The 12,493-nt window shown below is 71.5% G+C and carries 12 protein-coding genes; 5 read left to right on the top strand and 7 right to left on the bottom strand.

All coding sequences use genetic code 11. The annotated features are described in order from the left end of the window. Positions 1 to 2: 2 nt before the first annotated feature. The 6 genes from ACWED2_RS11785 to ACWED2_RS11810 all read right to left on the bottom strand — a co-directional run bounded on the left by ACWED2_RS11785 (position 3) and on the right by ACWED2_RS11810 (position 7,020). Complete coding sequence (locus ACWED2_RS11785; protein ID WP_449690414.1) at positions 3 to 692, bottom strand: fibronectin type III domain-containing protein; 690 nt, start codon at positions 690 to 692, stop codon at positions 3 to 5. Positions 693 to 845: 153 nt separating this feature from the next. After that, entirely contained in the window at positions 846 to 2,258 is a 1,413-nt protein-coding gene (locus ACWED2_RS11790) for a DUF2079 domain-containing protein (protein ID WP_449690415.1), read from the bottom strand. Then, complete coding sequence (locus ACWED2_RS11795; protein WP_449690416.1) at positions 2,255 to 2,584, bottom strand: hypothetical protein; 330 nt, start codon at positions 2,582 to 2,584, stop codon at positions 2,255 to 2,257. The genes ACWED2_RS11790 and ACWED2_RS11795 overlap by 4 nt, the downstream gene beginning before the upstream one ends. Then, the gene (locus ACWED2_RS11800) at positions 2,577 to 3,083 is read right to left on the bottom strand and encodes a SigE family RNA polymerase sigma factor (RefSeq protein ID WP_449690417.1); all 507 of its coding nucleotides are present in this window, start codon (positions 3,081 to 3,083) and stop codon (positions 2,577 to 2,579) included. The genes ACWED2_RS11795 and ACWED2_RS11800 overlap by 8 nt, the downstream gene beginning before the upstream one ends. A gap of 567 nt (positions 3,084 to 3,650) precedes the next feature. Continuing rightward, positions 3,651 to 6,335, bottom strand: a complete 2,685-nt coding sequence (locus tag ACWED2_RS11805; protein WP_449690418.1) for an ATP-binding protein — start codon at positions 6,333 to 6,335, stop codon at positions 3,651 to 3,653. A gap of 289 nt (positions 6,336 to 6,624) precedes the next feature. Continuing rightward, positions 6,625 to 7,020: a winged helix-turn-helix transcriptional regulator gene (locus ACWED2_RS11810; RefSeq protein ID WP_449690419.1), complete on the bottom strand. Its 396-nt coding sequence runs from the start codon at positions 7,018 to 7,020 to the stop codon at positions 6,625 to 6,627. Positions 7,021 to 7,146: 126 nt separating this feature from the next. Between ACWED2_RS11810 and ACWED2_RS11815 the strand changes: the two genes are divergently transcribed. Together ACWED2_RS11815 and ACWED2_RS11820 are read left to right on the top strand one after the other, a co-directional pair. Then, positions 7,147 to 7,395: a hypothetical protein gene (locus tag ACWED2_RS11815; protein ID WP_449690420.1), complete on the top strand. Its 249-nt coding sequence runs from the start codon at positions 7,147 to 7,149 to the stop codon at positions 7,393 to 7,395. A 170-nt stretch (positions 7,396 to 7,565) separates the two neighbouring features. After that, complete coding sequence (locus tag ACWED2_RS11820) at positions 7,566 to 8,549, top strand: hypothetical protein (RefSeq protein WP_449690421.1); 984 nt, start codon at positions 7,566 to 7,568, stop codon at positions 8,547 to 8,549. Positions 8,550 to 8,655: 106 nt separating this feature from the next. Here ACWED2_RS11820 and ACWED2_RS11825 read toward each other — a convergent pair whose 3' ends face one another. Beyond that, on the bottom strand, positions 8,656 to 9,378 hold the full coding sequence (locus tag ACWED2_RS11825) for an AraC family transcriptional regulator (protein WP_449690422.1): 723 nt from the start codon (positions 9,376 to 9,378) through the stop codon (positions 8,656 to 8,658). A gap of 54 nt (positions 9,379 to 9,432) precedes the next feature. Between ACWED2_RS11825 and ACWED2_RS11830 the strand changes: the two genes are divergently transcribed. The 3 genes from ACWED2_RS11830 to ACWED2_RS11840 all read left to right on the top strand — a co-directional run bounded on the left by ACWED2_RS11830 (position 9,433) and on the right by ACWED2_RS11840 (position 12,297). Next, the gene (locus tag ACWED2_RS11830) at positions 9,433 to 10,677 is read left to right on the top strand and encodes an MFS transporter (protein WP_449690423.1); all 1,245 of its coding nucleotides are present in this window, start codon (positions 9,433 to 9,435) and stop codon (positions 10,675 to 10,677) included. Positions 10,678 to 10,843: 166 nt separating this feature from the next. Next, the gene (locus tag ACWED2_RS11835) at positions 10,844 to 11,152 is read left to right on the top strand and encodes a hypothetical protein (protein ID WP_449690424.1); all 309 of its coding nucleotides are present in this window, start codon (positions 10,844 to 10,846) and stop codon (positions 11,150 to 11,152) included. Positions 11,153 to 11,202: 50 nt separating this feature from the next. Further along, positions 11,203 to 12,297: a GDSL-type esterase/lipase family protein gene (locus tag ACWED2_RS11840; protein WP_449690425.1), complete on the top strand. Its 1,095-nt coding sequence runs from the start codon at positions 11,203 to 11,205 to the stop codon at positions 12,295 to 12,297. Positions 12,298 to 12,493 lie beyond the last annotated feature (196 nt).

The following is a 12,493-nucleotide window of genomic DNA, read 5'->3' on the forward strand; positions in this document are numbered from 1 at the left end:
GTTCAGTTCGACGGGATCGTGAGCGTCACCGGCGCGCTCAGGTCGGAGAGGTAGTTGTCGGTGCCGATGGCCTGAACGGTGAAGGTGTAGGTGTGTCCCGCCTTGACCCCCTCGGAGGCGACGAGTTCCCGCACGGTCACGCTGGTCTTCGACGTGGCCCACGCCCAGGTGCCGTTGGCGAAGAGCTGGTAGGAGACGTGGCCGTCGAAGACCGAGGCGTCCCAGGCGATGCCGGTGAGGACACCGCCGGTGAACACGCCGCGCACGTTGGCCGGCGCCGTGGGCGGAGGCCCGGTGCGCGCCAGCGTCGTGAACCGGGTCGACGCGGACGCCGAGGCGTTGCCGGCGAAGTCGACCGCGCGCACCGACACGGTGTACGTCTGGCCGGCCGTCAAGCCGCCGAACGCCACCGTCGGGTCCGACACGATCTGCGTGTACGGCCCCGTCGTCTGGTTGATCGTGACCTCGTAGTAAAGCGAGCCCGAGTTGTCGGTCGAGGCGTTCCAGGTCACCGTCGCGTAGGTGAACGACACATTGGACGCGGCGAGTCCGGTCGGCACGGTCGGCGGCGTCGTGTCGGCCGCCGCCCGCGCCGGACCGGCGCCGAGCAGGGTCACGGACGCCGCGACCGCCACCACGGCCGCGCCAAGGCCGCGCCAGACACGCGGCAGGCTTTTCGAAAGGCGATTCATTTCAGTTGGATCTCCCATCTGACTCCGGATCGAATGACCACCCGCACCGTCCCACCCACCCCTGAAACACGGCTGATGCGGCCCTGAAAGAGCCCGCCGCCTCAGAGGGGTGCGCCACGATCACGCCGATCCACCAGAGGGGATCCCAAATGGCTATCGGCGGACGAGCCGCAACACCCAGAAGCCGGCGCCGTGGGCGACCACGTCGTAGTCGGCGCCGGGACGAAGCGCCCGTGCGTAGTCGAGCACTGCCGATTCGGTGCGGCGGGTGTCCTCGACAGCGAAGTAGTCCGGGGTGATCGAACCGGTGTTGCCGATGAAGAAGACGCGGCACCGGCCGGTGAGGTGCGCGATGGGTGCGATGCCGGTCTCGACGGTGGCGCCGTCCGGGATGACGCCGAGGACGTTCGCGGCGATCCGGGCTCGGTCCGAGACCGCATAGGTGGCCGGTTCCGCGAGCTTCGCAAAGGGGAGGCTCACGGTGAGGGCCAGGGCAGCCGCGGCGGCCATCGCGGGCAGATGGCCGGCGTAGGACCGCAGCCAGGGCCGGCGCGACGACGCCGATCGGCGGAGCGCGTCGACCAGGGCCAGGAAGACGATGGGCATGAGAACGGCGTTGTAGTGCCAGCCGGTGCTCCAGTAGTGCTCCTCGAACGACACGAACCGCCACGTCAGGGTGGGTACCGCCACGAGCAGCAGCGGTGAGCGCAGGGCGAGCAGGCCGGTGGTCGGGACGACGACCCACAGCAGCGTCTCGATCCGCTCGCCGATGCCACTGCCGGCCGCCGGATCGGCGCCGGTGTCCGTCAGCTTGGACCAGAAACCGTAGGTACCGGCGGGGTTGAAGGCCGGGATGACCACGACAAGGCAGACGAAGCAGGCGACGAGCCCGAAGATCCCCGCTCCCACCGCTACCGCTCTCGTCCGAGCAGACACAGGTGCCTTCGCACAGGCGACCAGACCGGCGATCACGGCCAGCGTCAGCCCGAGGTCCTCCTTCACCAGCACCAGCGGCAACGACCAGGCCAGCGCGGCGCGCCAACGGCGGAACAGCAACGCTTCGAGCGCCCACGCGATGAGCGGAACGGCGAAACAGATCTCGTGGAAATCGAAATCGACCGCGCGCTGCATACCCCACGACAGTCCGAAAGCGACACCTGTCGCCGCACCGCGACCCGCGCCCAGCACTCGCCCGGCCGCCCGGGTCACCGGGACGACGGAGACCGCGAACAGCGCCGATTGCGCGACCAGCAGCGTGATCGGACTCGGCGCCAGCCGGTACAACGGCGCCAGCAACGCCGTCACCGGGCTGAAATGGTCACCGAAGATGACGAACCCGGCGCCCTTGAGGTCGGCCACGGGTGCCTCGAGGTGCGCGTAGGCCCGCACGACCTGCTCGAAGATGCCCAAGTCGTAGGACATCGTGCGGAAGTCGAGGTAGCGGCTCACCGACACCACCGTGTAAACGGCACCGAAGAGCACGGCCAGGACGTAAGGCATCCGGACGGACCAGCGGTTGCCTGGCCGGGTGAGGCCCGGAGCCGGGGCCGTCGAAGTGACGGTCATCGACCTGGACCGGCGCTGACCGTCGTGGTCACCGGCGGAGAAGCGGAGACCGTCGTCGTCGCCCCCGCGGTCGGCGACGGCGGACCGGCCGGCTGGACGCGTTCGTCGCGCCCGGAAGCCGCGACCACCGCGATCGTCCCGACGGACACCACCACAGCCGCCACCACCGAAGCGATGGCACGCCTCCCCCGCCGGCGGGCGGCGAGCAGGCGAATGCGGTCGAGGCCGACCGGCTCGGTCATGCGGGCGGCGTCCGCGGCCACCCGGCCGAGCAGCGCACCGACCTGCCGGTCGGCGGGCGATTCGAACCGGCCGTCCTCAGGCATCCCGGTCCTCCAGCATCCCGGCCCGCTCGCCGAGCAACGGCGTCAACGCCGCGCGTCCCCGGGACAGCTGCGTCTTGACCGTGCCCACCGACACCCCCGCCTCCGCGGCGACCTGATCGACCGGCAGGTCGCAGACGTAGAACAACACCACGATCAGCCGCTGCCGCGGCGGCAACGTGCGCAACGCCTGCTCGAACGCCACACCACCCGGCTGCGGCCCACCGGCCGCGGCCGGTGTTTGCCGACCCCACCGCGCCCAAGCCTCAGCCGCCCGCCGCCCGCGCCGCCAGCGGCTGATCGCCAGCCGCGTCGCCGTCACCCGCACCCAGGACTCCGGCGCCCGGGCCGCATCGAGCTGGTCGCGCCGGCCCCAAGCCCGGACGAACGCCTCCTGCACGACGTCCTGGGCCTCGTGCAGGTCGCCGGTCACCAGGTACACCTGGCCGGCCATCGGCCCGGCCCAGCGGCCGTAGAAGGCTTCGAACTCATCGTCGGTCACCGCAACCCGCTCTCGAACTGATCACCGTCACCAGTACTACGCGTCGTGACGGCCAGGAGGTTGACATCGCGGGCCGGATTGCTCCAGCTTCATTGGCCTACTGTCAGTAAGTGTCGCCGCCCACATCGAACCTCCATGTAGAGAGTCAGCGACACGATCCTGTACGCCGTCGCGCCCAGCTCGCCTCGGCGAGCAATGGCAGTGATTCGCTTGATCGGAACGCCACACCAGCGCTGACCGGCCGCGCGCAGGTCGGCAGCACGCTCGATGCGGCTGCGAGCCGGTACCGGCCAGGCGTCTTGTGCGTCTGCGACAGCCGGCGTCATGGCGACCACTACGGCCGCGACGGTCGTGACCAGTCGTTTCCCACTGTTCATTCAGCCCCTCGTCACGCGGGTCACGACGGTTCGGCGGCTTCGCCTCCCTCCCTTGGCTCAGCACGCCGAACCGTCCGCCAACACCGGATCCACCGGCTGACCTCCGCCGCCGGAACGACGGCCGCCACACTGCACCACAGGAGCCACGGCCGAGGAGCGGATCCTGGACAAAGCTGGACGCCGCGATCCACTACCGCCGTCGACCGGGCAGCGACTCGAGTACGGCCTCGGCGCGCTGGACGCCGAGGCGGCAGGACGCCCGCGCGTGGATGGCTCGCGCCTGTTCGGCGTGGTCTCGCGCGGCCGGGACGTCGCCGCGTTCGAGGTCCACGGCTGCCGTGGCGAGCAGGCTGTCGGCCAGGATCAAGCGGTGCCCGGTCCCGGTGCTGATGGCCCGTGCGCGGCCGGCCGCCTCGCAGGCTTCGTCGAACGCCTTCCGGTGCCGGTGGACCGCGGACAGGGCGACCAGCGCGTCACCGCTTCCCCGCGGGTGGTTCGCCTCGGTCGACAGGGCCAGCGCCGTTTCGAGTTCACTGCGGGCCGCTTCGAGCTCGCCGAGTGCGATCATGACCGTGCCGATGACGTGGTGGGCGCCGGCCTGCGTCCGGAGCATGCCCAGCCGGGTCGCCTTGGCCACGGCCTCGCGGGCGGTCACCAGTGCGGTGTCGTGGTCACCCAGGTCGCGCAGCGCTCCCGCCAGGTTGGCGAGAACGCTCGCCTCGTCGGCGTGCTCGCCGGTCGACCGGCACAGATCGAGACCGGTCCGGTAGTGCTCGACAGCTCGCTCGAGGTCGCCGAGCGCTTGGCTGGACCGGCCCGCGTGACTTTCCGCGAGCTGAAGTCCGGCGGTGTAGCCCTCCCGGGTGGCCGTCTCGATCGCCCGGGTGTGGAGGTCGTAGGCATCGCCGAGCTCGCCGAGTTCCCAGAGTGCGTCGCCGAGCACGACGAGGTTCGGGACGGACGCGGTGCCCGCCCCCGCCGGCTCGAGGTCGACGGATTGCCGGTAGTACTCGGCCGCGTCCCGGAGCCGGCCCATCGAGATCGACGTGCGTCCCAGGTCGCTGAGGACGAGTGCCCGGAGGTTCGGCGCGTTCAGCTCGTCGGCGAGTTTCGCCGCCTCGTCGAGGTGGCGAAGCGCTTGCGCGTGATCCGCCCTGCTCCAGTACGCGCCGCTGAGTACCCGAAGGCACAGCACCTGCCCGGCGGCGTTCCGGGCTTCGCGTGCCGCGGCGAGCGAAGCCTCGCTGACCGGAATCCACTCCGCGGAGCGGCGACGTTCGAACTCCGGGTGCAGGGCGATGCAAAGCTGCGTCGCCAGAGCGTCGAGGCCGGTCTCGGCGGCCTGCCGGGTCAGTGCCGTCAAGGTGGCGAACTCGACGTCGAGCCACGTGAGCGCCTCGCCGGCCGTCGAGAACGGGGATTCCCGGTGGCGGACACTCGCGTACTCGTCGCGGTACGAGCGCGGATGCCGCAGTTGCGCTGCTTCGGTGGCCAGCCCGGCGTAGTGGCCGATCAGCCGGTGAAGCACGCGAGCGCGCTGGTCGTCGTCATCGTCGGCCAGGCAGCGAGCCCGGGCCCACGAGTGCAGGAGCGCGTGCTGGACGTACCGCGCCGGCGTCCGTTCGACGACGAGGTGCAGGTCGAGCAGGGTGTACATGATCCGCACCAAGGTTTCCGGCGCCAGCTCCGCCGCGTGGGCGAGGGCCGGAAACGTGATCCCGTCGGCCGGAAACAGGCCGCAGAGCCGGAACACCCGTCGTGCCACGGGTTCCAGCGCCCGGTACGACAGGGAGATGGCGGTCCGCACCGCGGTCTGCCGGTCGACGGCCGCGTCGAGGACAGCCAGAGGGTCGGCGGAACGGAGCTCCTCGACCATCGTGGAGAGCGGCGTGCCCGGCCGCACGCGGGCGATCGCCGCGGCGATCCGCAGCGCGAGCGGCAGCCGTCCGCACACCTCGGCCAGCTCGGCGGCCGCCGCCCGATCGGCGTCGACCCGGTCCGGGCCGGCGGTGCGCCCGACCAGCACGACGGCGTCGTCCACTTCGAGTGGCCCCAGCTCGCGCGACTCGGCGCCTTCCCGGGCGACCAGCCCGACCAGCCGGGTCCGGCTGGTGATCACCACGGCGCAGCCCGGCGTGCCGGGCAGCAACGGACGGACCTGCTCGGCGCTGCCCGCGTCGTCGAGCACGACCAGCACCCTCCGTCCGGCGACCGCGGACCGGAAGTGCGCCGCGAGCTGGTCCGGTTCCCTCGGCAGGTCACGTTCGCGCGTTCCCAGCGCGCGCAGGAACCCCGTCAGGACGTCCGCCGGGTCGGCCGGGCGGGCATCGGCGAACCCCCGCAGGTCGGCGAACAACTGGCCATCGGGGAAGCCCGGCGCGGCCCGGTGCGCCCAGTGGATCGCCACCGCCGTCTTGCCGGCCCCCGGCATCCCCGTGAGCACCGCGACCCGGCCGTCCGACGAGCCCGTCAGCAGCCGATCGAGCGCGGCGAGGTCCGCCTCGCGCCCGACGAAGCCGCCGACGTCGAGGGGCAGTTGCCGGGGAACCGGCGGATCGTCGGCCGCCTGTTTCTCCGAGTGCAGGTGGCCGGCCACCCGGAACCAGGCGTCGTTCCAGCTGCCCCACTCCGCGCGGGGAACGCCCAACGCGATCACGATCCGGTCGAACACGTCGGACGGTGGGTGGATCTTGCCGGAAACATAGGCATGCACGGTCGAGCGGGGCACGTCGACCAGGCGAGCAAGATCGGCCAGGCTGACCCGGGCCTTACCCGTGCCCCGGGCCGCCAGCCGGCGCAGCAGGTCGACCTCGCGCACGAAGCCGGTGACGTCGGCGACCCGGGCGGGGTCCGGCCTGCCGACATCGCCGCCCATCCGCCTCGCACCTCTCCACCACGTCGGTCCCGGCCCGATCCAACCGCACAAGCCCCCGCCACGCGACAGCCGTGCCGTGGGCGTCCGTTCAAGTCATTTCGGCGGCCCGTCGCAGCGTCCGGGACGCCGAACGGGACCTCATCAGTCCGCTCGACAGCTGGCTCAGCACCTGCTTCGCACCCCACCGGCTCACCGACACCATCGACGACCTCTATGCAGCCCAGCCAGAACTCGAGAACGACCCCGGTCTGCTACGTGACCATGCGGCGCGTCGGTACCGCGGCCGTGGTCACCCGGCTCGGGAGTCGTACTGCTCGCGGGCGGTGATGACTTCCTCGATGTGCCGCACCGACCATTCGGTGAGTGCCTTGAGGGGTTGCCGGAGTGTTTGGCCGAGCGGGGTCAGCTCGTACTCAACGCGGGTCGGCACCTCCGGGTAGACGGTTCGGCGGACCAGTCCGTCGCGTTCGAGGGTGCGCAGTGTCTGGGTGAGCATCTTCTCGCTGACTCCGGCCAGCCGCTGCCGCAGCTGGGTGAACCGGGCCGCCCCGTGTTTGCCGAGTTCGCCGAGCACGAGAACGGCCCATTTGCTGCCGATCTGGTCGAGCAGGTCGCGCGACGGGCAGCCGCGCGTGTACGGGTCCCACGACGTTGTCGCGTCGGTCACGGTCTTGGCGGTTGCCACGGTCCTCACCTCGTTGCTATCCGGCAGGTGGCTACCTTACCTCAAGGTGGCTACTAACCAATGGAGAGCAATCAGGTCATTGTGGGTGTGTGCCGCGGGAGGTCCGCGGCGGGAAGGGGACCGTCCATGTCCATCGTCGTCACCGGAGCCTCCGGCCGGCTGGGCAGGCTCACCGTGGAAGCGTTGTTGCGGCGCGGGGTGCCGGCCTCGGACATCGTCGCGACCGGCCGGGACGTCGCCGGGGTCAAGGACCTGGCCGCCGGCCGGCCGATCGCCTACACCGACCTGCCCGCGGACAAGCTCACCGAGGCGCTGACCGGTGCCGGCCTGCCCGCCGACCTGGCGCACGTCCTCGCCGACGCCGACCCGGCCTGAGCCGCGGCGAGTTGTTCACCGGCTCGGGCGACCTGGGGCGTCTGATCGGACGGCCCACCACAGCATTGGCCGACGCGATCGCCGACGCCCTGCGCTGACACAAGTTTCCGCCGGGCCCGAACCACCAGCGCGGTCACATCCCCGCGCATCCACCAGAAAGGTCCATCACGATGTCCACCCACACCACCGCGTACCTCCGGTGGCGTCGCGCGGTCGTTACCCTCGCCGCGACGTCCGCCGCTACAGCCATCGGCGCGCCTACCGCCGCCGCGACGACCCCTGACCACAAGGACCGGGCGTACGCGATCACGATCAACGGCAGCAACGCCTATCCGGAAAGCATCGCCGCCGACGGCGAGTACGTCTACACCGGCAGCATCGACACCGGCACCGTCTACCGCGGCCGCGTCGGGGCGAAGACCCTCGGCCCCTTCCTGCCCGGTGGTCAGGACGGCCGCACCCAGGTCACCGGGGTCAAGGTCGACGGCAACCGACTGCTGCTCGCCGGCGCCTTCACCGGACGCTTCTTCGTCTACACCACCACCGGCGTCCTCGTCGCCACCTACACCGTCACCGACCCGAGCGAGCCGACGCTGGTCAACGACGAGGTCGTCGCGGCCAACGGCGACGTCTACATCACCGACTCCTACCGGGCCGTCGTCTACCGCATCCCGGCCGCCGAGGTGAACGCTCCCGCCTCCGGCACCCACCGGACCCTGCAGGTGGCCTACCACCTACCCGACTACGTGGCCGGCACGTCCAACGCCAACGGCATCACCACCGCCCCCGACGGCCGGTCCCTGATCATCGGCTACTGGGCCAGCGGGGCGCTCTACCGGCTCACCCTCGCCACCGGCGCCGTCCGCAAGATCGACGGAGCTTCCCTGACCAGCGCCGACGGCATCGCGCGGCAAGGAAACACCCTCTACATCGACCGCTCCGTCGACAACAAGGTCGCGACCGTACGGCTCTCCCACGACACCACCCGGGCCACCGTCGTCTCCGAACGCACCTACCCGGGCATCGACACCCCCACCGGCGTCGCCATCAGCGGCGACCGGCTGCTGGTCACCAACTCCCAAATGGACACCTACTTCGACGGCACCCCACTGGAAAGCCCCGTGTTCACCGTCGAAAACCTGCCCCTGCACTGAGCCCGCCCGGTGCTCACCCGAGATGTCGGATGAGCGGACGGCCTCGCACCGGTCCGCAGGACGCCTGGGCAAGGTGGGCAGGCGGCCGTGGAACCGGACCACACGATCACTGAGGTCTCGTGGCGCGGTAGCTGCCGGGCGTCCGGCCCATGGTGCGGGTGAAAGTTTCGACGAACGCGCTCGGGGTGGCCCAGCCGCACCGGTGCGCGGTCCGGGTGACGCTGGCCCCTTCCGCGAGCTCGATCATCGCGTGGAACACGCGGACCGTCGTGCGCCACTGCGGGTAGGTGGTCCCGAACTCGAGGCGGAACAGCCGGGACAGTGTGCGCTCGCTGGTCCCGGTGCGACGGGCCAGCCACGCCGTCGTGCGGGGCCGGCTGAGGTCGTCGGTGACGAGCCGGCACGCGTGGGCCAGCCGGGGGTCGCGGGCCTCGGGCAACGTCAGCGGCCGGCCGTCGGCCCGGCGGAGCCGGTCGCGCAGCACCGCGTGGATGCGGTCGGCTTCGGCGGTTCCGAGATCGGGTTCGGTGGCGGCGACGAGCAGTTCGCGCAGCAGGGCGCTGACGCCGATGACCGCGGGCGCAGCGCCGTCCAAGGGCGCGTCGTCGGTCGGGAACATCAGGGTGAGCACGTCGGAGTCGCCGTAGACGCGGTGCTCGTGCCAGGTGCCGGCCGGCATCCAGACGGCACGGTCGGCGCAGGCCACCCACGTGCCGTGGTCGGTGTGGACCGCCAGCACGCCCCGGTGGACGTACACCAGCTGGTGTTCGTCGTGGCGATGGCGCTCGATGACCTGCCCGGCCGCGTGCCGGTGGCGGTTTTCTGACACAAGAAGACAGATTATCGGAAGTGCGACAGGGGTGGCTCCTGCGAGCGTGACCGCATGACGACCAGTCCGCCGAAGAACCGCTTGCGCCGCATCGCGATGGACACCCGGCCGCTGTCCCACCACGTGTTCCGCCGGACGTTCTTCGGTCAAAGCGCCGCGGTCATCGGAACGATGGTCACCGAAGTCGCCGTTCCGGTGCAGGTCTACGACCTCTCGCACTCCTCGTTCGACGTCGGTCTCGCCGGGCTGGCCGGCCTCGTCCCGATTCTCGTGTTCGGGCTCTACGGCGGCGCGATCGCCGACGCCGTGGACCGGCGGCGGCTGTACCTGGCCTCGTCCGCGCTCACCTGGACGGTCACGCTGGCACTCTTCGCCCAGGCACTGGCCGGGGCCCGGTCGGTGCCACTGATCCTCGCGCTCGTCGCCGTCCAGTCCGGCGGCTTCGCCGTCTCCTCCGCGGTCCGCGGCGCCATCACCCCCGCCCTCGTCCCACCGGGGATGGTGCCCGCCGCCAACTCGCTCACGTTCACCGCCTCGACGGTCGGACAGGTGCTGGGCCCCCTCCTCGCCGGAGTCCTTCTCGGACTCCCTGACGGATTCTGCTACGCCTACGGCGCCGACGCGGTGCTGTTCACGGCGGCGCTCTACGCCACCTTCCGGCTCCCGCCGCTGCCCGCGGCGGACCCGATCGGCCACCCCGGGCTGCGGTCGGTCCTCGACGGCCTGCGCTTCCTCGGCGGCCGCCGGGTCCTGCTGATGTCATTCCTGGTCGACATCGCCGCGATGGTGCTGGCCATGCCGACCGCCCTGTTCCCCCAAGCCGCCGAGACACGGTGGCACGGCGGAGTCGGCCTGCTGTACTCCTCGATCGCGGCCGGCTCGGTCCTCGCCGGACTGTCCAGCGGCTGGATCGGCCGGGTGCGGCGCCAAGGCGTCGCCCTCACCGCGGCGGTGGCGGTCTGGGCAGGCGCCGTCGCCCTGGCCGGCCTGGCCCCGAGCCTGTGGCTGGCGGTGCCCCTGCTCGTCGTCGCCGGCGCGGCCGACCTCGTCAGCGCGGTATACCGGCAAACGATCCTGCAGACCGCCGTCCCCGACCGGCTGCGCGGCCGCCTGCAGGGCGTGTACACGGTCGTCGTCGCCGGCGGTCCCCGCCTGGGCGACCTCCGCGCCGGGGCCATGGCCTCGGCGCTGCCGCTGGCGGTGGCGTGGTCCGGCACCGCGCTGGCGTGCGTGGCCCTCGTCCTGGCCGGCGCCCTCCTGGTGCGGCCGTTCTGGCGCTACACCGCCGCTGACCGCTGAGCGCACCCTATCCCCCACGCACGCTCGAACTGCCGAGCCCGCGCAGCGCACGAGGCCCGGCTCGGGGAGGTCAAGGGTATCGACACGAATGGATTGGTACTCCATACTCGAATGGAGCGCCAATCCATAACCGACCGGTGACGGCCCGACACTGTGCCGTAGGGGGATGAGGAAGGTCATGAACACCGTGCACCACCCGATCGCGATCGGCCGCGTCGGCCTCGGCGGGCCTGTCCCTCGCCCGTGCGGAACTCCTCGGAGAGGTCGGCGTCGGCGGGCGCGCGTCCCCGGGGTCACGCACCTGGGTGGTGCTGCCCACCTGATGCCGCCGCCCGGCGACGGTGCGAACCCGGCGATGGTCGACGGCGCCGAACCGGGCAAGGCCATCGCTGCCTACCCGGGCGACTTCGAGGCGGCTCCGACCGCCTGCGAGCAGGCGCTGTTCGCGCGCACTGCTGCCGACCAGGCCGGATGACATCGATGTCGGAGATCGCCACAGACTGGGTGCCATCCTGGACCCAGGCCATGACGGACTACCGCGGTGAGGACGACGAACCACCCTTCGACGATGCCACTGTCCGGATGACGGTGCCGGCGAGCGTCGGCGGCAGCCAGGTACGGGTGGAACTGAGCAACCGCTTCGGAGACGGCCCCGTGCGGATCGGACGGTGCGCGATCGGAGCCGGCGGACAGTTCGCCGAGGTCTCCTTCGAAGGGAAGCTCTCGACCGAGATCGCGGTCGGCGAGTCACGCTGGACCGACCCGGCGGACGTGGCGGTCAGCCACGGCGGCCAGGTCGTCGTCGACGTGTATCTGCCCGACCCGACCCCCTACGCGTCCGCGAACGGATTCACCTTCGCCCGGTCGCTTCCCGGCGACTTCGCGGGCTCACCCGAGTTCCCCGCCGCCGGCACCGGCCCCGCACCCGAGCCCGACGGGACCGGCTGGTCGCTGCCGGCAGGCGGTCCGTTCCTGCGTACCGTCGAGGTCGCCGGAGCCGGCGCGAAGGCGGTGGTCGTCTGCCTCGGGAGCTCCAGCACCGCGATGGGGTGGCCGCAGTACACCGCCACCCTGCTGCCCGCCGACGCCGAGGTCGCCGTCGTCAACCGCGGTATCGCCGGCAACCGGCTTCTCCTGGACGCGCCACCGCGGACTCCGGCGTGGGGCAGGTCCGGGTTGTCCCGGTTCGACGAGGACGTGCTCGAGACCCGCGGCGCGACGCACCTGGTGATTGCTTACAACAGCAACGACTGGGGCCTTCCCGGCAGGATCACGCCGCCGGCGGAGATGCCGACCGTCGCCCAGCTGATCGGCGGCTACCGAGAACTCGGGGAACGGGCCCGAAAGGAAGGGCTCGCCGTGGTTCTCGCCACCGTCACCCCACTCGGCCCGGAGGTCGCGGGCGAGCCCGGACGAGAGGACTTCCGCCTCGCCGTCAACGAATGGATCCGCACTTGCGGGCACGACTTCGTCGACTTCGACGCTGCGATCCGTTCCCCAGCGGACCCTTCCCGCCTCGCGGACGAGTACGCCGCTACCGACCGCACCCACCCCAACGTCAACGGGTCCAAGCGCCTCGCCCGGGCGATGGCCGAAGCCCTGACCAGGTTGCGGCTCTGAACCACGGGCGGGGCGCCCGGCAGCTGACCACGCCGACCGTGCGTGGTGTCGATCCGCTGCCCGCCGGGGAAAGCGTCCGCCTCGGTGCCCGCGTGCCGCGAAGCCCGCGACCTACCGGGCGACGTGCCGGCCGGCTCGTCGACGCGGTGATCGAGGACGGAACCGTGCTCGCCGCCATCGCCCTTCCGTCCGAAGC

The sequence above is a fragment of the Amycolatopsis sp. NPDC005003 genome, assembly GCF_053600695.1.